We start from the raw sequence: 21783 nt of genomic DNA on the forward strand, positions 1-21783 counted from the left end.
GATGAAAATTCAAGCGTGCTCATCGAACTGAGGCAAGCCGTAAGCCTCCAGAAAGGCCGGAATCTCATCATGACGCTCCATATAGCAGGTCAAGCTTTTAAGCAAGTAGTAGATATCGTAATAAAGATCAGATATGCCCATTTCCCCGACATCAATAAAACCTTTCAATGCCCCTTCATAAACAATAACATTCCCTGTGCCGAAATCGCCATGGGTCACGACAAGCTCATCATCGCACGGCTTATGCCGCTTCAAAAATTCAAGCAATTGCTCAATCGTATCGCCTGGGAATGCATCATGTGCCGCTGCCGCCGTCTCATCCGGCTGATGCTTTATCGTCCTTCGCACCATTTCGATCAAATAGTCAGGGTAAAGTCATGGAAAGGACATGCTTTAGAATCAAGCTGATAAAACGCTCTTAACCCGCTCCCCAAGATCGTTCCTAGCGATTGATCGCGTTCATTCACCTCAACCCGATAAACGGATTGATAGTGTCTTCCCCGCTTCATCGTCTGAATGCACGTAATCTTCTCCCCCGGTTTAAACAGACTCTCCGAAAATGGATAGCTCCAATGCGCCTCATTCCTTTCACCCAACCGCTCCGAGTGGCATCCGCTATCTATTACCAGTATACTTGGTTTGTATTCTCTACCATTTTATAGCTGGTTTCGAGAAACGACTACTTAAAAACTATAACTCTACTAAATCCACAAATGAGGTGACCCATCATGAGTGAAATCTGGCATGCTTCGATACAAGGCGTTCCCTGGGATGCGGAGAAAATGATTCGTGCAGTTAAGCATCTGCGAAACCGGGCGACCGTCAGCTTCAGAGTGGGCGCGGATACGCTGAAGGATCTGGTTGACCTGGATACACGGGTGTTCGCCAAGCGACCCGATCTTATTCTGTTCCTATCGACGATGGACGAGAAAACCAGATATTCAGAGGAGTTTCTGGCGAAGCTTGCGTCCTTAAAGCATGTTGCTGCCTTGCAGCTGAATCTCCGCGAGCCGCAAGACTTGTCCATGCTTGGTTCAATGGTGCAATTGCAATTTCTTAATATCAGCTCACCTAAGAAACCGCTAGAACTGGCCTTCATCCAAAGCTACAAGAAGCTAGCCTATCTAGAGCTGCATGGCAAATTCAAGGATCTGAGGCCAATTGCTGAATGCATTTCCCTAGAGACGCTTATTCTTAACTGCTCCATAGACCAGTTAGATTTCGTTAACGAGCTTCCGCTTATCAAGTATCTGTCCATCGACAGCTGCGATGTGAAAGGTCCGATCGAGGTGCTGGCCCCTTCCAATGTGAGTATGCTTAAGCTTTCCTCTGTGCGCAATCTGACCGATATCGAGCCTCTTGGCAAGCTTCAAAATCTAGAGTTCCTTCATCTATCGCTGCCCAAAGTCGAGCGCTTATGCGACTTCTCTAAGCTGGGCAACCTTCGGCAGCTGGAGCTTGACTATATGAAAGCCTTGCGAGACATTCAGAATCTCTGGACCGCCAATCGGCTCGAGGCCCTGGAACTGAAGGATATCAATACTGCGGTTAAAGCTGACGCCTTCGAACTATTGAAAGATATGGAGCGGCTGCGGCAGATCGACTTCCGCTTTATCGATACGGGTAAGCGGCGCCATGCAGCCATACGCGAGCAATTAGAGCATGCAGGAAAAGGCCATCTTCTATACGAACATATCCCGGAAACAGAGCGCATACGCTCCATGGCAATCGAGCATTTGACCCCTATCTTGACGTAAAAAAAACCGGCCATTCTCTGCAAGGAGCAGTGATAAAGGCCGGTTTTATTGAAGTATTCCTGTATTCCTTGTGTTCCTTGTAGTTCTGTAATTCCAACTATTCCTTCACTTGCTTCAGATGGCGCACGGCATGAATGGCAACCCGGATAAGCAAAACTGCGCTGATCAAGATGCCTGTATAACCAAACATGGTCACCATATTAAATTCATCATCCGAATAACGGCCGCCCAAGCTGAGGAGCCCGATCGAAATACCGCCAAACGCCGTCCCGACAAAAGCAAGCAACGCTTGCGAAATCCATTTGGTCACAAAGGACGTATTCGCCTTATCGGAGAAAAAGCCCACCTTGACGGAAAACTCACCTTTCTCCAGCATCGAGCCGAGATGATCGAGCCGCCGCGGCAATCTGCGTATGACAGGCAGCAGCTCCAGCAGTTCGTTCGCCGCCGCCTCCTTCAAATCCGCGGTGGAGCTGACCGGAAGGAATTGCGCCGAATGCTCTCTTGCGAACCGCCGCGATTCGTCCATAAGGCTAAAGGAAGGATTCAGTTGCCTCATCGTCCCTTCAAGGGTGATCAGCGAGCGGAAAGCTCCGGCTACATTCGGATAGAAAGACAGCCCAAACTCCCCAATCATGCGGAACAATCCCTGAATGAACGCATCCGAGCCCCCCGCCGCGTCATAAGCGGTCTGAACGAGCAGTTGGCTGAGCGCTTGCTCCAGATCATCCTGGTCTATCTCCTGCTTTGTCTCGACCAGTTGCAGCAATGAGTCTTTGATCATATAAGGACTTCGCTTCTCAAAACCGATCAGCAATCGCTTCAGCGCATCAAGCTGCAAAGTTCCGAGCCGCCCGACAGAGCCGAAGTCCAAGAGTGCCGGTGTCCCGTCATTCAGAATGTAGACATTGCCGGGATGAGGATCGGCATGGAAGATGCCCTTGAAGAAAATTTGCTCCAGCATGCAATCGAAGATTCGCCGCTGAACCTCCAAGCGGTCGATGCCGCGTTCATCCAGAATGGCGGTTCCGCTCTTGACGCTCGCCCCCTCCATATATTCAATTACGAGCACTTTGGCATTGCTGTACTCTCGATATACATGCGGGATTTTGACCTTGGACGGACTATGAAGGAGCGACGCTGTTACTTGCGCGAAATTGCGGGCCTCAATTCGAAAGTCCGTCTCTTCCTTCATCGCAGCAGAGAAGCCTTGTGCCAGTTCGAGAAAGCCGATATTCCTGGCCCAGGCGGACTTGCCAGACGCCCAAGCCGCGAAGCGCACCAGGATGTCCAGATCGCGCTGCAGCTTAGAGGATATATCCGGACGCAGCAGCTTAACGACGACTTGCTTCCCGCTATCACGTAAAGTAGCGCGATGAACTTGTCCGATGGAAGCTGCGGCGAGCGGTTCCATCTCGAATGTGCCGAAGATATCGTCTTGGGGTTGGTTCAGCTCCTTGGCAAGTATTTCCTCCACTTGGGCAGTCGTCAAACGTACAACATTCTCTTGCAAGTGCGACAGCTCTTCGACAATAGGCGGCGGCAATAGATCCGATCGCGTCGATAGCACCTGGCCGAATTTGATGAAAAATCCGCCGCAAGCCTCCAATGTCTTGCGCAGCGATACGGCGAGCTTTTGATCCGAGGCTGGCGTGCGTTTGAGCGCCAGATTTTTGCCTACGCCATATCGGATTGCGATGATAAGCACCTGGATGTATCTGCGCTGGCGATTCCACCAGGCAGATAAGCGCTTGAACGGATTTTTGGTATCGGTAAGCCGCTCGCCTCTCTCGCCGATCGGAATCGGATCGAACATCTCGAAGAACAGATAGAAGAGCAGCGATACAATCACCATACTGAGCAGCCACAGCCACCCTGCTATTCCGAACTCATCGGACTTGTCATATTGCAAGTACCCGTAGTAGTAGAAGGCAGACGTCACGATGACACTGAGCAGCGATGCCATTACTTGCTTCAAAAAGCTGATCCTGGTCCCGATCAGCCGGCCAATAATGAAGATCATTACAACCGCTAATAAAATTAACTGAGAATACATCCATTCTCTCCTCTCAGCAAAGGATTGCCTGCAAAATGATACGTAATGTTGATTTTTGACTATTCCCCGCTCCATCGATCATACTACAGAACCCTCCATATCAAAAACGACAAATGTCTAATGGTCATCGGCTTCCTCGACATGATCAACGGGCAAACCATCGATAGAAAACTAATACTGCACGCTGCTATAACTTGTCTGATACCAATTCCACCAGTCGGTCTCGCCCAGTGCAGGACGCGTGATATGCACATTCTCGCGCAGCTTCAGCAGTTCCTTCGTCGGGCCGGTCACAATGAGGCCGTAGCTTCTGGCGCCATGCTCGCTCACATATTCGATCCGCTTCTGGAGCTTGGGATCGGCGTGTACGAGCTTGCGCACCCAACGCTCATTCTTCTGCAGCTCCTGAAGACCCCGCAGGAATGCCTGCTCCTTCGCTGGCCCATCGCCCCACACCTTCAGTCCGCTGCTGTAACTGGCATATCGCAGCATCAAGTCGCTGCTCATGCCCCACAGCTCCCCGCTCCAGCCGCTCAAAAAGTTGCCCTGCCTTGCACTATCCTGCTCAAGTCCGGTATCGAATGCATACCAGACAATATCCATGTCGTAAGTCTGGAACATGGCATAAATCTCCTCCAGTGAATAGGCCGCATCCAGTGAGACGGCAAGCTCGGATACCGTGCCTTCCGGCAGCATCTCCAGTGCCTTCCATACATCGTTATCCCTATCCCGCTCGTATTGACGATCCTCGTCCGTGAGCGATCCCGGAGTTTCTGGATATGCAAAATAGAGATTGCTCTGATAGCCACCGCCGAACCACTCGCGCTTCACATTCAGCAGATTGAATCGCATATCCCCGTGCAGAATGCCATACAGCTGTTCCTGCCTTCCGACCTGCTTGCTCATCTTATAATCCATGGAAAGGTTGAAGTAGAATCCCGTGCTGACCCCGCCGCTGTTCACATTCAGATTGGGCACGGTCATGCCGACTGCTGTTCCCAATACCTTGGGTAGCCTCTCGCTGGTGCTGGACGAGCCGCCCAAGCCATAGAGCAACCCGGTCGTGATGCCGGAGAGAATGGACAACAGGATAAAGGCGGATAGCAAATTTACCGCTGTGCTCACTCGGTTCCTCCACTTGGCTCTTCTCATCCAGCGCTGCTGCTTGCCACTAGAGGGTGCAGCCTGCTCAGTCGTCGTGGGAGGAACAAGCGGCGCTTGGGCTGCCATTGCCTGATCCAGTCTCTCCTGACACGCCGGACATTGCTCCAGATGCTCTTCGGCCTGACGTTCCTCCTCCGGCGTGCATTCTCCTCTCAGGTATCGGTCCCAGAGCGGCTCCATCTCTTTGCATATTGGATTGGTCATAGGTCATCCCCTCCTCCATAGGCTTGTTTAATTAGACGGCGCAGTTCCTCGCGACCGCGGTGAATGTTTATTTTGACGCTGGAGATCGACATGCCCGTAATATCGGCAATCTCCTGGTAGGATAGCTGATAATGGTCGCGCAGCAGCACGACATGCCGCTTGTTGATCGAGAGCTTGCCCAGCAGACTGAGCCAGCTCTCGGCCGCTTCGCGCGCCAGCGCCTCTTGCTCGGCGCTCCGGGCAGTGCCGCCAGAGGCAACTGTCTGCTCCATCCATGCAGGCTCATAAGGCGTGCTTCGCCGCTCCTTGCGCTGCCAGTCAATAAAGGCGTGATAAGCAACCTTGAACAGCCAGGGCTTAATCCGTTCGTTGTCGTAGCTCTCCAGATAGACATAGGCTTTGTAGAAGGTATCCTGCATCAGATCCTCGGCAACCTGGGGGCTGGCGGCGAGGGAGCACAGATAACGATACAAGTCCTGTCCGTATTGACGATAAATATGATCCAGTGCGTGTGTATCGACCTTGCATCCCCCTTTTCTGTTAAGCTCATGGCGCCATGCTCTGACCTATTCACGTTTCAGGCATGAATAAGTTACAACCCTGACTTTCTTACTCAAAAAAACTTTTTTTGAAGCTGTCGATTTTGTATCCCCTCATTCGTTGTCATCATAGAGGCTGGTAAACAACAGTCAAACCAATGGATGAGAGGATGTTAAGTAACATGGCAAAGTACACTACTTATATTGTATCGGAGAACGCAAGAGCACAAGCTGAGTTTTACACTCATGCGCTTGGAGGGGAGATCGTGTCCGTCATGACGCATGGACAACTGCCGGGAGCGGCGGAAAAGCTGAAGGACAAGGTCGTGAATCTGAGCTTCGTAGCCGGAGGCATTCACTTCATGATGTCCGATTCCGTATTCGAGCCTGTTATTCAGGGGAATGCCATCAACCTGTCCTTCGAGTTTGCGACGGAAGTGGAAGCTCGCGAAGCTTTCGCCAAGCTGGCTGAAGGCGGCAAAATCATTTGCCCGTTGGAGCCAGCATTCTGGGGCTCCTTGTTCGGACAAATCGAGGACCCATTCGGCATCAGATGGATGATTACGACCGCAGCTCCGACTGCCTAAAAAAGAGCGTAATCCGCGATATCCAACATTAGTTGCTATTAAAACACAAAATGACCCGCAGAGGGGCACTCATTACCAAGTGCCCCTCTTGCGGGTCATCGTTCTGGGAAGGACAAGCAGCGTCCTTCCCCTCTTCACATTCCGCCCAAGCACACCTTGCTTATTTCGGAATGATCTTTCTGCATTACGATGCGAATCAAGTTGATACATGCTCCGCAAGCTCCTGATTCAGAGCTCGCTCTATGCTTGCGATGGCATTCGAGGCAGTCTCAAGTCCTGCCCAATATAGCTTAAGATAATGAACCATAGCGGTAAGCTGGGAGCGCGTCATGTTCATGTCCGTGTAATACCGATAGCTTGGCATAATTTCACGGAACATCTGATACCGCTTGGGCTCACCCTGTTTGTCCAGCCGCTCCGACTGGGCCGCTTCCTTCACGCTAGGAATGGACAGCGTCTGATTCCTCATGAACATCTGCGCTTCCTTCGAGGTTAAGAAATCGACCAGCAATTTCGCCGCCTCCTTATGGGCGGATTGGCTGCTGATGCCGATTCCCACGTTCAGGAGCAGCGTTTTGGGCGTCTCTACATAAGGAACAGGCGAGATATCATATTCGAATGCCGCCTGCTTCAGTTGATTCAATCTGAAGTATGTCGTGACAATCATCGACGTTCTCTCTTCCGCAAACAAGCGCTCCGGATCCTGAGAACTCTCGAATACCAGAGACGGCGCCGTATATTCGTTCGTAAACAATTCTTTTAACGTATGAATGCTTTTGGTGAACGGCTCGCTTCGAAGATTGAGCTGATCCTCCTCATTCCTTTGCAGCTGAAAATCATGCTGCAGCAGCCAAAGCGGCCAGCGATTGCTGGAATAAGGATAAAAGAAGAAGCCCAGCCGCTTATGCTCTTCACCGATCTTGGACAATACTTCTGCAGCCTTGTAAAAGTCGTTCCAGGTCCAGCTGCTGTCCGGCTCCGTCAGCCCGGCCTCCTGAAAGTGCCTTCTATTGTAACAAAGAATAACCGGCGAAAAAGAAAATGGCTTAACATAGCTCCGATCGTCTATCGTAAATGCCCGATTCAGAAACGGATAGATCGCTTCGTCAATCGGCTGCTCCATCAGCATATGCAATCGGGATGTCTCATGGAAATGCTTAAAATCGTAATAGTTTAATAGAACGACATCCAGCATCTGCTCTTCCATAAACTCAATCGCCTGATCGGCATAATGATCCGTATTCATCGTCATGCGCTTTACCTGAATGTGGGGATGCTTCCGCTCGAACATATCCAGTAAGGCGCCCATATCAATCTCCTGGTCCACTTCTGGGTAATAGCACAACCGAATGCTCGTCCTGCCGCTTGCTTCGCTCGGCTTCAGCACCATATTGCCGATTTTCGGCTTTTTGACGATAAGCCCTTCGTTAACAAGCTCCTCCAGCCCTTTACGAACCGACTTTTTGCTTAACAGGAACTGTTCGCCCAGCACGTCCTCCGACGGCAAGTAACTCCCCGGCGCAAGGGTGCCGCTTAGTATATCTTCTCTAAGCTGATGAACCATAGTCTCGAGACGCACCCGAAACGTGGTTCTGCTTGGCTTTTCCATACAATGCACTACCCTTCGTATAATACCGGACAATTCTCACAATTTTTACCGGCACCTTATATACTTGGTAGTATATATCACTATTCATACGTTATCAATGTGCCTAATGCAGGGGAGACCGACATGAACAAATCCTCGTACATGCGGGGAATCTCGTCAAGATGCACGCTCTGATTAACGAGAGGGTTGATCGCAATGCGCTTCTCCCGCAAGAGCCGAATATATTCGCTCATATTCCTGCCCTCCGTCCAGCGCACGAAGCCCAGCGGATAATCCTGACCTCCTGCCTCATAGTTGCTATCGTAACGTCCGGGGCCGCCGGCCCTCGATATTCGGATCTCCGCTTCCTTCCTGAACATCTTTTCTCTTGAAAAATTCATTTCGAGATCGCCAACAATCACAATGCTGCCCCGGTCCCGAATCCAGTCCAAGCTTCCATCAATCAGACCGTTGTTTTTTCCATTGGCCGCGAGCAGCACCGCATCCACGCCGCAACCGCCCGTCGCCTGATGAATGACAGCTTCAAGCTCTTCGAGCGTTTGGGCCGTTCTGCCTTTGCTGAGCGATTCGAACAAGGCGCACCGCTCCGCCTGCAAATCGTAAACAATCGTATCGTAAGCCGCCGCACTGGCTATTTGGGCTGCAATCTGGCCGATAATGCCCATCCCGACAATAACGACCGAATGGCCGAACTCCAGCTTAGCCTGCCGCAGCGCATGTATGGCGATGGCGCCGAGCCCGACAAAAGCGGCTTCCTTCATATCCACATCATCCGGCACCGGCGTTGCCAGATGCTTGGGCACCAGCATATATTCGGCATGACGGGCATACGGCGCGCCATAGCAAGCAACGCGATCGCCCGGCTTGACGTGATGGACCCCTTCTCCCACTGCGCGTACAATGCCGCATGCGCTATAACCCAGCGCAACGGGATGCTGATGATTAGACATCAGCATCAACCGTTCTGTACCGTTGCTTACGCCGGAATATACGGTCTGAACGAGTACAGCGTGAGCTTTCACCTCAGGCATAGGAGCTTGCTGCACAATCGCCTTGCCTTTATAGCTGAATACAGCCTTCATATGACTGTCGAACTTTAACGGTTCGCTTGTCTGCAATGGATTTATCATTATTCTTTAACTCCTCCAAGCATAACACCTTTGGCAAAATATTTTTGCAGAAACGGATAGATGACGAGAATAGGCAACGTTGCAATGACTGTCGTCGCATATTTGATCGTCTCGGATACGCCGACCACGTCGCCGCTGCCGACCCCGCCGAGCATATCGTTAGTCTGCGAGGAAACCAGAATTTCTCTTAGCAGCAATTGAAGTGGATGAAGCGAACGATCCTGCAAATAAATCATGGCGTCAAACCAGCTATTCCAATGATAGACAGCGTAAAATAACGTCATAACGGCTACGACCGGCATGGAGAGCGGAAGCACGATACTCCACAGTATCCGATATTCGCTCGCTCCTTCTATTTTGGCCGATTCGATAAGGCCGTCGGGAATTGTGGATTGAAAGAATGTGCGCATCACGATCAGATTATAGGCACTGATGGCACCCGGCAGGAGCAGCGCCCAGCGCGTGTCGAACAAGCCGAGATCGCGCACGTTCAAATACATAGGAATAAGCCCGCCGCTAAAAAACATGGTAAATACGATAAAAAGCATAATGGCATTGCGGCCGTACAAATCTCTGCGAGACAATGGATAAGCGCCCAAGGTTGTCAGGACGAGGTTAATCAGCGTGCCCGCAAGGACATAGAAAATCGTGTTGCGGTACGTGAGCCATACGCGAGAGTCGCTGAATACCCGTTCGTAAGCTTCCAGATTAAATCCGCGGGGCCATAATGAAATCGCGCCGGACGCGATGGATGCCGCATCGCTGACCGAGGACACGATTACAAACCAAAGCGGATACAGAAACAGGAATGATCCGGCCGCCAGCAACACAATATTAAAACCGTCAAACAGGCGTTCCCCAATCGATTTTTTGTAAATCATCTGTGTCTCCCCCTACCATAAGCTGCTGTCCGCTTTTTTCTTGGCCAGCTGATTCACCAGCACAAGCAGCGTAAAGTTAATCACCGAGTTGAACAGGCCCACGGCAGCGGTAAAGCTGTAGTTGGCTTCGGTAATGCCCCTGCGGAATACAAAGCTTCCGATCACATCCGCTGTTTCATACGTTGCGGAGTTATATAACAAAATGATTTTGTCAAAACCGACAACCATGAAATTTCCGATATTAATAATAAGCAGAATAATGATGGTGGGCATAATGCCCGGCAATGTAATGCTTAGCATTTGTCTCCATCGCCCCGCCCCGTCGACTGCCGCCGCCTCATAGAGGGAAGGATTGATTCCCGATAGTGCGGCGAGGAAGATGATCGAGCTCCAGCCTACGCTTTGCCAAATGCCCGACCCGACAAAAATAACGCGGAACCATTCCGGCAAAATCATAAAATTGATTGGTTCGCCAATCGCGCCGACCGCCATCAGGAACCGGTTAATGATGCCGTCCGGCTGCAGAAAATCAATCAGCATGCCGCACACGACAACTAGCGAAATGAAATGCGGTAAATAAGAGACGGATTGTACAAACCGCTTAAAGATTTGATTTTTGAGTTCATTAAGCAGCAGCGCCAAAATAATGGCCGCCGGAAATCCGAATATAAGCTGATACAGACTGATCACAAGCGTATTCCGCAGAATGCGGAGGAAATAATAGCTTTCGAAAAATTGCTCAAAATGTTTGAAGCCGACCCATGGACTGTCTCCAATCCCGAGAAAGGGCTTGAAGTCCTTAAAAGCAATAATCGCTCCATACATAGGCTTGTAATGAAAAATGATGAAGTACAACACTACAGGAATTAGCATCATATAGAGCGATCGGTTTCTTATGATTCCCCGGTATGTCGCTCGTCGGACGCCTTTATCCAATTGATCCGGAACCTTGTTATTCGATTTAGCCGCGTTAGCGTTCATATGCCCGTTCCTTTCCGGGAAGCCCGTTTAATGCTCATGTGATTAAAAAAGCGGCCCCCCAGCCGAGGGGCGCGCCTTCGTAGCATGCTGTTACTTACCGAGGTAGTTGTTGTAAGCTTCCTGATAGACGGCGATGATCTCCTCGACTTTCATTTGCTTCAATTGCTGCACAAAGCGGTCATATTCATCGAACGAACGGTTGCCCATAACGAAGCCGTTGGCAAATTCATCGCGGTAAGTACGAATATCCGCTAGCAGCGACGAAATCTTATCGTTCTGCTCCGTTGTCAGCGTAATCGGCGGGAACGCTTTGTCAAAGTTGATGTACTTTCCTACCTTCTGCTTAGCTTCAATTGCTGCTTCCATGTCATATTGCTCCAGGTAGCGCTCGTCCGCAACCGTCGCCCAGCTTCCGCCGCCAATCGTGTAGCTCAGCAGCGACTGCGTGGAATTAAGGCCGTCAGGATTGTTGAACACTGCATCGGTAAACGTCGGATACCCGTCGACCATCTCGTACGATACGCCCTCTTCGCCAAAGTTGTTCAGCATAATGCCTTCCTCTGAATATTGGAAATCAAGCCATTTCACCGCTTCTTCAATATGCTTGCTCTTGGCGGAGATCGCGATGCCTACCGTTCCGAGCGGCCATGCGTGGAAGCCGAATCTTTGCTCGCCGTTCGGGCCGACCGGCGGCTCCGTGCCTACCAGATTGAACGTCGAATGACCCTCCATCAAGTCGGTGAACGACCGCATATACGATCCGGACCAGCCCGCCCATGCCCCGGCGCGGTCGGTTGTAACCTTCTCAGTCAAAAATTTGAAGTCGGTATCTACAAGATAGTTCTGATCGAGCAGCCCTTCGCTGTACAGCTTGTTCAGCCATTGCAGCAATTCTTTGTACTCCGGCTCATACGGTGCGAATTTCACTTTGCCGTTATCGACGTAGAACTCCCAATCTGTATTGAACGCAGGCCCGAAGGTGCGGATGATATGCTGCAGGTTCACAGCGACATAAGGAATCTCGTCCGCAATGCCGTTTCCGTTCGGGTCTCCTTCCTTGAATGCCTTCAGAACGGCATACCAGTCGTCGATTGTTTTCGGCTCCTCCAGCTTCAGCTTCTCCAGCCAATCCTGGCGGATTTGCGGATACATCTGAACCAGATTGTATTCATTCAGATTCAGCTGAGGAAAATGATAAATTTCGCCATCAGCTGTCGTCAGCAGCTTCCTTAGCTCCGGATTATTGTCCAGAATTTTCTTGAAGTTAGGCGCATGCTGCTCAATATAAGGCGTAAGCTCGGCAAACGCCCCTTGCTGACCGTATTTCGGGGCTTCCGTCACCATGTTGCCGTAGACAACAAGATCGGGAATCTGGCCGCCTGCCATAAGCAGATTGAACGCCTCGACGCCGTCGGCGCCGCTGCCTTGAATCCAGTTGATATTAATATTTGTAAGCCCTTCCATTTTGGCGAAAGAATTTTTTTCGTTATAGTCCTGGCCGCGGAAGTTGCCGTCCGATACAACCCAGGTATCCAATGTCAGCTTATCCGCCACAATCGGCAGTGCCCCGCCTTCGGTCTTGCCTTCATTCCCCTCGCTGCTTGAAGTCGGCGATGGTGCCGCAGAAGGCGACGGTGAAGGGTTTTTCGAGTTTCCTGAGCATGCGGTTACGACCATTACAAGCGCCAGTGCCAGCGCCATCTTGGATACTGTTTTTCTCAGCTTATTGCTTGTCATATTCCGTTCCCCCAATCGTTTTTATACTACAAGTGCACTAGTATGTCTGACTTTTAATTGAAAACCATTAGTTTAACGTTATTCACTAATATAATAGCGGTTTCCATAAATCATATTTAGTATATATCTAGTGCATATATAAATAATATATTCCAAAAACCTAACTGTCAACACTTTTAAGACAAAAACCATCTTCAATTAGTTCACTAGTTATAAACTAGATTTCATTCACCATATGTTGCTACAAAAAAAAGGAGAAGCGGTTACCCGCGTTCTCCTTTGTCGGCCCAATCTTCGCTCAATTCCTCTATCGTCGCGCCAAGATGACTGAAATACATCATAAACGGCTCCAGACCAATACACTCGCTGCGCCGTGAATGAGCCAGGATGGTTTGGACTTCCGTATCAAGCTCCTTCAATTCAGCGCAAATATCACTTGCTTCCATAACAGGCGCCGTCAACTTCTTCACATCGACCACTCTTGCCGGGAACAATGGAAAATTGTAGCGTGTCAAACGGGCCAGCCTGCGGCCCACTCGATCGACTGCCGCCCGAAGGAAATCGCGTTCGCTTGCCGGCGCATATTGCCAATAATCCTCTAAAGCCGCTTCAGCGCTATCCCCCCAGGCGCATCGCGCGAACAGATAGCTGTTGTAGCCTTGCGCCCATTTCCAAGAGTATTCAGTGCCGGTGTCGGAGCATGGAACAACCAGATTCGTCACGGAGTCGATGCCGAGCTGCCGGAACAGTGCCAAATCATTGTATATTCGCTCCGAGAGGCCGGGGAATAACGAGCTTAACATAAAGTGGTCGCTGTAATATTCGAACACGCAAATATTCCTGTTTTTTTCGGCTGCCGCTTCCACCCATCGCTCCAAAGCTCTGCCGGCTCTCGCATCCTCGGTGCGGCTTTCCGCAGAAGACCATGGCTGGCTATAGTCCCTGCCCCAATAGGCAAACAGAATATCGCTGTCGGCCGATGCTTCCACTCCGTCGAGCAGCTCCAGCATATCCCAGGACAACCCCGCATTATAGGCAATATGCTCTACTGCAATTTCTATGCCGGCTGTGCTCAACGCTTCTTTTATTCGTTCCGTAAACCGGATATAGCCGGATAAAAACCGTTTTTTCTCCGCCTCATTATCAGCGATTGCGGCATCCTCCGGCCACAGCGATATCCGGGTCAATGACGGAACCTCCCCGCAATATTGCACGACGCTGGCTATAACGCCGGGCTGCCAGCTCAAATCGGAATAATCCAGCTGCCTTATCTCCATTAACTCCGGCATAAAAAACTTCATGCTGTGACCGCCGAGCGTCAATGTAATGCCGCGTTTAACCAGCTCAGGGGCCAGCGCCGAACCCAGCTCATCCCATAGCATAAACGTCATGAACAGCTCATTGATGCGGTTTTTGGCAAGCCAATCGATCACCGCCAGCAAATACGGCTCATCCCGCAGATTCTCGTACACGAAGCCTCTGCGCCGCATGGATGGCGTTTGAACTATGGACATATCCGCCTGAGTTGCGCAGACCGGATCCCCGCCTTGGCAGTATGCCGGGCGCGAGACATGAACGGCCCCTTCTCCCGGATAGGTCCACTCGATCTGGAACTCCTCTTTGCAATAGGCGTAGACCGCATACAATGCCGCCCGTTCGCTGCGCCCGGCCAGAACAATGACGTCCTCCCCGCGCAGAATGACGTAAGCGTCCTCCGGGTAGGTATCCGCCCCATTTTCCTGGCTGTTCCCTGCTTCCTTCCGCCAAGGCCAATCATCTGGCTTTAGCGCCGCCGAATTGTATGCATTAGCCGACAAATGCAGTTCGCAATCGCTCCAGGTTCCAATAATCCACTGCTTAGAGGAAGCTGCCGCTTCCTTCGAACTGGCGTCGCTAATCGCTTGAAGCTCATCGCTTGCAAAGTTGAATAAGGGATGCTTCCTAAGCAGTCTGATCGCAAGTTTCCCCACTATAAATCACTCCGACTCCGTTTCGGAAGATGAGACCGGCCGGAACGGATCGGACTGCGATCTCAGCATTCCTTTGTATATTCCAGGTTCCGAACCTTCAATCACAACGGCTCCCGATGTCTTGGCGTAGAAGTCCACCGGTCCGGCGCCGCCAATAATGGCGTAGCCGTATCCGTCCTGACGCATCAATTGCAGCGTATAGAGATAGAGCATTTTGCCAATCCCTTTGCCGCGTTCGGTCTCATCGACGCCGGTAGGGCCGAAATATCCTTTGGCTGTGGCATCATAACAAGCGAACCCCATCAGCTTCCCTTCTTCTACCGCCACAATGCAAGTAATGGGATTCCGGGCAAATGCAACCTCGCATTCGCTGACCCAGCTTGGGCGGAAACGCTCCCGGATCCACTGCACAACGACATGCTTCTCCGGTCCGATCGCCCGACGGATCACAACGCCCGTTCGCCGCTCGAAAGCGTCCATCGGTTCAAGTTGGGGCAGATCATACAATTTAACCAGCAAATCAGCCATAGTTTCCCTACACTCCTCCTGGATTCTTGCTCCATAAGAATCGGGTAATGCGGAACAAAACCCGCATTACCCGCGCTCGTTTATTTTTCGAGCAAATTCAAAATCGCTTGCACAGCTTCGGCCCGCGTCAGGTTCGCTTGCGGCACAAATTGATCGTTACCGCGTCCGCGTACGAGATCGAGACCTTGAGCAGCCGATACGGCGTTCGCAGCCCATGGGCTGATAGTATCCTGATCCGCAAAGCCGCCGCCCGCAACGGGATCCTTGCTGCTGCCGCGCTTGTGTTCATAAGCCCGGTAGAGGATAACAGCCATTTGCTCTCTAGTAACCGCAGCTTCCGGAGCAAAGGCCGCGCCGCTTGTTCCGCTTACGATGCCCGCCTGGAATGCAGTCTCGATTGCCGCAGCGTACCAGCTGTCGGATGCCACGTCTGAGAAACGGCCCAAATCAGTTTTCGCTTCTTCCAATCCCAGGGCCCGAACGACGAGGGATACAAATTCCGCTCTTGTCGTCACTTTCTGAGGCGCAAACCGATCCTCGCTCACGCCCTGGGCAATCAACATCGTCGTCAATTTCTTAATCGCCTTGGAGGCCCAATGGCCGGAAGGCACATCCGAATACGCCCTGTGGAATTCCAGGACTGCATAACGACCGGATTCCGATACTTCTGCAACGATGCTGCCGCCCCTAATTGTTCCGCCAATATAGGACAAAACTCCGCTATTATCTATACGATAGACGCCTATTGTATCAGGGTCAATATCGCCCTCGATGATAAAGGTGAGCGTCACTGGATCGGCCAGGTGATCAGGCAGCTTCTCCCCGCCCTCTTTGCCGACCACGGACAAACGGACGTTGAGAATATCGCTTTGTGCGGCAACGGTTGCCGTATACCGGTCCGATGCGGCGCTCGTTAACGCTTCTCTGTCTTTTTGGCTCGCCCGCTCGAAGGATACTTTGATCTGCGCCTCCGTCATGCCTTCCGCCAGCTGTTTCAATTGCTTCAGCACTTCCGCCGGAATTTCAACGGAATATTTCCCGCCGACCAGCGTAATCGGCCGGTCACCGGCCAGCTCGCCCGCACGAATCGGAAGCAGCGCATGATCCGCATGTAGCTTCAGCTCCACGTTAACCTCGCCTTGAGCATTCGGACGAAGCTCATTCTCAGACACAACCTGTCTTCCCTCTTCCGCCCGCTCCTCAGACGTTGAAGGCTGCGATGGCCCCGGAGGGTTCGGAGTGTTCGGACCGCCTGCACCCGGTCTGTCCTTCTGACGCGCGGCTTCGTTCCAATATAAAGTATAATCCAATCTGGATTTGCCGTCTGCGCCCGTAACCTTAATCAATGTTTTTTCGCTTGCTTTCACCACTTCAACCGCAACCGTCGCGCCCTGTTGCGTTGGGGTTGCCTCAACAACCGACTCTGTCGTCAGCTTTTGCACATAGCTGGTGACCCCGGTTGTGAATGCCGCAAACGGCTCGCCGTCGATCGTAACGGCTTGCAAAGTCGCGTCGGTTTCGGGAACCGGGATTTTCACTAAAGAGGTGCCTGCATCCGGCGCATAATAGATTGTGCCGTCCAGACCAATCGTCATGTCATTCGTGAATGTGCCGTCAATCACCTTGTATTGCAAAGTTTCCGGATCAATGACGGTCAGTTGACGAGACAACGTCGTGTACAGCATGCCGTCCGGGCTCCATCTCAAATGATATGGCTTCCATTTGCTAGAGTTGTAGAGGCTTGGTCGAATCATCTTGCTCTTCACGACTTCCTTGCTGGCCACATCCATGGCAAAAATAGTGCCGTCAACCGCGCCCCATAACAAGCCGTCTGGGCCAAACGAGAGATCTCCGATCATCTTCGGCGTTTCGTCGATGCCTGGAATGTCCGGCGTAAATTCGGCTACCTTCTGGCCTTTAGCTACATCCCACACAAAGATTTTGGCAGACGCCTGCGTCGGCGAAATGCCAAGGCCGCCCCATACGGTAGTTCCTCCGTACAGCAAGCCATCCTTGTAGGCCAGTCCGATAATAGCCTGATCCTTCACGACATCGTTATATTGCGTCCATTTGTCCTGCCGCTCGTCGTATACGGCCAGCACGCCGCCGAGCATGCCGTAGTCCGCTACCGTACCGACATACAGCTTGCCGCCGCCCGATTCAATTGCGAACGGACGGTCCTGATGATTTCCGATATCATAGGACAACACCGGATTATGGCCAACCTCGGCTGGCTTCTGCGGATCGTATTTATACATGACCGCTCCGACATACGTGCCGTAATATACATAATCGTTCAGGAACCCGATTCCTTCGGGTTGAGCAAACGCCGCTATATTGACATCTATTTCATTCGTAAACGGATTGTAGACACTCATTCCCCGCTGGTAGCCGCCCAAATAAATGCGTCCGTCCATCGGCCCGCTTTCGAGCGCTTGTATCCTTACATATTGAGATGCGATGTCAAGATCCACAAATTTGATCGAGTTGTCCTTCGGATTATAGTACCAGTACTCTCCGTATTGTGTAATCATGGCTAGCACCGTAGCTCCCGCATTGTCACCTTCCTGGAGAGTGATCCAGGTCATATCCTTGACGCGCAGCGTATCCGGCAGAGGGAACGGAAGCGCAATCTTAACCGATTTGTTTTGCGTCAAATCGTATTTGAACAGATCGCTGCCATTCTTGTAATAAATCTCGTTTCCATTGTCCGGATTCGGCTCCGATATCATGTTGCTGTATTGGAACTCTCCGACAACCTCATACGTATTCAGGTCCATGACGACCATATTAATCGTGCTGACCGATGCGAACAACTTATCTCCCACCACAAAGACGTCTGCCATCGTGCCGACAGTGCCGCTGTATCCCTTAATCGGAAGCTCGGTTTTTTCGCCCGTTTCGCGATGGATTTTGAATAGATGGACGTTGGCGCCAAGCGCAGTATAAATGTATTCGCCGTGCACCGCTATGCCCCGGACGTAGTCCATGCCGTCCATGATGCCGCCGTAGTTTTTGAACTTGCCGGAGGCAATATCATATTCGAACACTTTGCCCGAGCCTTTATCCTCGAAGGTCGCACCATAAATTTTGCCGTCGGAGGACGCTTCCAAATCCCAGACCCAGCTGTCGGCCGGATTGACTCCAAGCCGCTCAACCCGTTTCTCTGCTGGAAGATAGCGATACAGCACTCCATCTCCAGTCGCGGAGAAATACACGTTTTTATCTGAACCGACCGTCATGGCCCACATCGCTTCCGAATTCGGAATCAGCTCCGAAAACTTCAATTCGCCCATCTCGGCATCGAGAACCGAGAAAGGACCCGGCAGACCGTTAGAGTGGAAATAAACCTCATTTTCTCCCAGACTGTTCGTTTGAATTTGTCCCGCCTGACCCAGGTTGACGCTTACCATGTCGCCAAGTTGAACCGGCTCCTGATAGACGCGGTCCAATGGCTCTTCCTTGGGCAGGATCTCAAATGAAACATCGTCAAAATATGCTTCCGTAATGCTCACACCTCCCGAGTATAACGCCACTCTGGCATACGCCGCCTGTTCCGGGGCGTCTGTCTGCGTGCTCATACGCGACCATTGATTCGTTCCCAGCGAATTGGAGCTGAACAACTCTGTCTTCACTCCGATCTGAGCATCGTTGGCATCATAATAATACGTCTCAAGCACAATATTATGCGATTGATTGATAACGTTTACATAAATACCGGCAATATAAGTCTCCCCGCCTTCAACCCGGAAAGGATCGCTAATGGCCCGCAATCCAAGCCCGCTATCGCGATCGGCAAAATAAAGGCTGTTCGAGCCGTCTCTGACTCGTTCCGTACTAAGTTCGAGCACGCCCTCCGTACCGGCTCCGATACTCCAATGCGGAATCCCGCCGTTATCGGACGGCAGCTCAAAGCCAGGATTCTGAATTTCATCCGGCAAGTCAATCGGCGTCTCTCCGCCCGCCTCCGTTATATACAAGTCGTCAAAGTATGCTTCCGTCAAGCTTGGAATACCGGAATTGATGAGAAGCCGCACTTTGGTTGCGCCGGCCGGTACGGTGAACGGCACCTCCATTAACGACCATTTGCCGGTGGACAATTGAGCTGCGGAAAAGTTAAGAAATGTCGGGCTGCCCACCGCCGTTCCCAGATCATTTTCATAATGGACTTCCAAACCAATGCTATGGGATTGACTAATGACGTATACGTAGGCTCCGGCCACATATTCGGCCCCCTCGTTCACGTCCAGCGGATCACTTTGCGCCTGAGTGCGAGCAGCGTTCGACTGATCGGCAAAATGAAGGCTGTAATTGCCGCCCCGAACCGGACTGGTTGCAAGCTCAAGCACACCTACTGTCGGCAACTTCAGGCTCCATCCGGGAATGCTGCCGGACACCGGTTCCAGCTCAAAATCCAGATTCCGCACAGGCCCCTCAGGCTGTTCTGGCTGCTCCGGTTCGCCGGGCAAGCTGACCGTTTCGATCGACACATCATCGAAGTAAACTTCTGTATGCGTAGCCGCTTTGCCGGAATTGAACCGCAATTCCACCTTGGCCGCATTGTCAGGCACTGTAAACGGAACAACCAGCTCATTCCAGTCATTCAGCGTTAATGTGTCTTTCGCAAAATTTTTAAATGTCGACGGCGTAACCGGCTTATTGTCGGCAGCGAAAAAATGAATTTCGTAACCGACGCTATGCGATTGGTTCACGACATACGCCCACGCTCTGGCGTTATACACGCCTCCGGGCACGACATCTATTTTCTCACTCGCTACCTGCAATTGCTCCTGATTGGTAGGATTATTGAAATGCATGCTTGTTCCTCCGGTACGCACAAATTCGGAGCTTGGAGCTACAAAGCTTATTTCATTTGTTGTAACCAGCCGCCAGCCGGGAATGTTGCCGGACTCGTCCTCCATCTCGAAGCCAGGATTGACAATGACCGGATCCGCATCGTCTGCCGACGCGGCAAACACTTGCAGCGACGACATAGAGAAAACCAAAGAGAACGAAAGAACGATGCAGAACCATCGTTTCATGAAACCTTTCTTCATTAGAATGCACCCCGCTTAGTTGATGTTTGTTATTCTTATGAGTCAGGAAAAGCCTAGAAACGAACCATGCATCCACCTCCCCGAATTAATCAGAGCCCTCTTTCCTTTGCATCTTGCTCTCTTTATCGTCACACCGCGGCTCCACTCAAGCCCAATTCCGCATTTCCTGCAAGCAGCCGCTTTTGCAATGCATCTATAGGCACCTCGACGGTGTCGCAATCAAGCTCCGCCGCCAGCGCAGCCGCCGTACCGGCCGCTTGCCCGATCGCCATGCAGCTAGGAGTGAGCCGGGTGGTCGCTTGAGCCTCGTGAGAGGTAGAAATACAGCGTCCCGCAAGCAGCAGATTGGTTGTTTGGAGCGGAACGATACTTCGATACGGAATATCGTAAGCTGCGCCTTCCCGAATAAAGTTGGCGGTCACGCCTTTGCCTTCCGGATTATGAATATCAATCGGATAGCCGCTGCGCGCAATCACATCCTCGAATCGGCGCGCACTCAACACATCCTGGCCGCTCAGCACATACTGCCCGATAATTCTCCTGGTCTCCCTGACCCCGATTTGCGTGCCGACAGCGGACACGGAGGCTTGCTCGAAGCCGGGAATATGTTGCTGCAAGAAGGCCTCCAGCTCCAGCACTTGCTTGCGCCCTTCAATCTCCGCTTTCGTCAGATCCCCGCTGTTCGTAGGGTCCAGTCCCGAGACACGGGACGTATTAATCAACACTTCATCCTTACCGGGGCCGCTGAAAAACAATAATCCATCACGCAATATCGGCAGTCCGCCCTCTTTCCACTTGCTGTAAAACCCCATCACTCCGGTTAACGGCAGTTGGTCCAGCTCGGAAATCAGCGACTTCTCGTAAAATTCCGAAGGGTTGTTTTTCATATATTGTTTAACTGCCTGGAGGTCTACGCCGCGCATACGAAATTTCATCGTCATCGGCTGCACCTTCCCGTCGTCGTTGCCTTTCTCCCACGGCGCGCCGGCCATATAGGCAACATCTCCGTCTCCTGTGGCGTCAACGTATACCTTGGCTTGCAGTTCCTTGATGCCATTTTTGCAATATAGCGTGATAGCGCCGATTCGATCTCCATCCGTCTTTACATCAATAACGGAAGCATGTAGCAAAATATCTGCGCCCGCTTCCGCCAGCATATCGCATGCGAGCACCTTATACACCTCGGGATGGTAAGGGGTTAACGTATGGGTGAAGCCGATCGTATCCCGCAGATGTCCCGGCGAAGCCCCTAGCGCCATTAGCCGGTCCACAATTTCCTGGGCCAGCCCTTTAATTACTTGCTCTCCGGAGGCAGCGTGGAATGTCATCCACGGATACACCATCGCTGCCGTGGACATGCCGCCAAGAAAACCGTAACGCTCGATCAGAATCGTTTTGGCTCCGGAACGGGCGGCGCTTATCGCGGCGGTAATACCGGCCGGGCCGCCTCCCAAAACCGCTACATCATATTCCCCTAAGTCGTGCATGGAAAACAACTCCTATCTCTATTTTGGAGCGCTCCCAATTTTATCATTGGGAGCGCTCCATTTTTTGTTGTAAAGAAAGGACTCCGACTGCTAGCC

Annotated in this window: 15 protein-coding genes; 2 read left to right on the forward strand and 13 right to left on the reverse strand. The window is 51.6% G+C overall.

The genetic code is table 11. The features are described from left to right. Positions 1-9: 9 nt before the first annotated feature. Positions 10-351 carry a phosphotransferase gene (locus ACFVSO_RS03655; RefSeq protein ID WP_387470189.1) on the reverse strand — a complete coding sequence of 114 codons (342 nt, stop codon included), beginning with the start codon at positions 349-351 and terminating at the stop codon, positions 10-12. Between the two features lie 377 nt (positions 352-728). Here ACFVSO_RS03655 and ACFVSO_RS03660 point away from each other — a divergent pair, with 377 nt between their 5' ends. After that, the gene (locus ACFVSO_RS03660; protein WP_387470191.1) at positions 729-1757 is read left to right on the forward strand and encodes a leucine-rich repeat domain-containing protein; all 1029 of its coding nucleotides are present in this window, start codon (positions 729-731) and stop codon (positions 1755-1757) included. A 97-nt stretch (positions 1758-1854) separates the two neighbouring features. Here ACFVSO_RS03660 and ACFVSO_RS03665 read toward each other — a convergent pair whose 3' ends face one another. From ACFVSO_RS03665 to ACFVSO_RS03675, 3 genes are all read right to left on the reverse strand, one after another. Then, entirely contained in the window at positions 1855-3813 is a 1959-nt protein-coding gene (locus ACFVSO_RS03665) for an ABC1 kinase family protein (protein ID WP_387470193.1), read from the reverse strand. 171 nt (positions 3814-3984) lie between these two features. After that, on the reverse strand, positions 3985-5181 hold the full coding sequence (locus ACFVSO_RS03670; RefSeq protein ID WP_387470195.1) for an anti sigma factor C-terminal domain-containing protein: 1197 nt from the start codon (positions 5179-5181) through the stop codon (positions 3985-3987). Further along, a complete protein-coding gene (locus ACFVSO_RS03675; RefSeq protein WP_387470549.1) occupies positions 5178-5687 on the reverse strand; it encodes a sigma-70 family RNA polymerase sigma factor in 510 nt (169 codons plus the stop codon). Before ACFVSO_RS03675 ends, ACFVSO_RS03670 begins: the two co-directional genes overlap by 4 nt. A 215-nt stretch (positions 5688-5902) precedes the next feature. Between ACFVSO_RS03675 and ACFVSO_RS03680 the strand changes: the two genes are divergently transcribed. Then, entirely contained in the window at positions 5903-6307 is a 405-nt protein-coding gene (locus ACFVSO_RS03680; protein ID WP_387470197.1) for a VOC family protein, read from the forward strand. 196 nt (positions 6308-6503) lie between these two features. Here ACFVSO_RS03680 and ACFVSO_RS03685 read toward each other — a convergent pair whose 3' ends face one another. The 9 genes from ACFVSO_RS03685 to ACFVSO_RS03725 form a co-directional block, all read right to left on the reverse strand. Beyond that, a complete protein-coding gene (locus ACFVSO_RS03685) occupies positions 6504-7916 on the reverse strand; it encodes an extracellular solute-binding protein (RefSeq protein WP_387470199.1) in 1413 nt (470 codons plus the stop codon). Between the two features lie 80 nt (positions 7917-7996). Next, complete coding sequence (locus ACFVSO_RS03690) at positions 7997-9046, reverse strand: zinc-dependent alcohol dehydrogenase (protein WP_387470201.1); 1050 nt, start codon at positions 9044-9046, stop codon at positions 7997-7999. Then, positions 9046-9927, reverse strand: coding sequence for a carbohydrate ABC transporter permease (locus ACFVSO_RS03695; RefSeq protein WP_387470203.1), 882 nt, complete (start codon positions 9925-9927; stop codon positions 9046-9048). Before ACFVSO_RS03695 ends, ACFVSO_RS03690 begins: the two co-directional genes overlap by 1 nt. Before the next feature lie 12 nt (positions 9928-9939). Continuing rightward, the gene (locus ACFVSO_RS03700) at positions 9940-10908 is read right to left on the reverse strand and encodes an ABC transporter permease (protein WP_387470205.1); all 969 of its coding nucleotides are present in this window, start codon (positions 10906-10908) and stop codon (positions 9940-9942) included. A gap of 90 nt (positions 10909-10998) precedes the next feature. Further along, positions 10999-12645, reverse strand: a complete 1647-nt coding sequence (locus ACFVSO_RS03705) for an extracellular solute-binding protein (protein ID WP_387470207.1) — start codon at positions 12643-12645, stop codon at positions 10999-11001. A 263-nt stretch (positions 12646-12908) separates the two neighbouring features. Continuing rightward, positions 12909-14615 (reverse strand): hypothetical protein, encoded by a 1707-nt coding sequence (locus tag ACFVSO_RS03710; protein WP_387470209.1) that lies wholly within the window; start codon positions 14613-14615, stop codon positions 12909-12911. A 6-nt stretch (positions 14616-14621) separates the two neighbouring features. Next, positions 14622-15143: a GNAT family N-acetyltransferase gene (locus ACFVSO_RS03715; RefSeq protein ID WP_387470211.1), complete on the reverse strand. Its 522-nt coding sequence runs from the start codon at positions 15141-15143 to the stop codon at positions 14622-14624. 80 nt (positions 15144-15223) lie between these two features. Beyond that, complete coding sequence (locus tag ACFVSO_RS03720) at positions 15224-20200, reverse strand: S-layer homology domain-containing protein (RefSeq protein ID WP_387470213.1); 4977 nt, start codon at positions 20198-20200, stop codon at positions 15224-15226. 128 nt (positions 20201-20328) lie between these two features. Continuing rightward, positions 20329-21687, reverse strand: coding sequence for an FAD-dependent oxidoreductase (locus ACFVSO_RS03725; RefSeq protein ID WP_387470215.1), 1359 nt, complete (start codon positions 21685-21687; stop codon positions 20329-20331). Positions 21688-21783: the final 96 nt, after the last annotated feature.

The sequence above is a fragment of the Paenibacillus sp. NPDC057967 genome, assembly GCF_042887015.1.
Lineage (GTDB): Bacteria > Bacillota > Bacilli > Paenibacillales > Paenibacillaceae > Pristimantibacillus.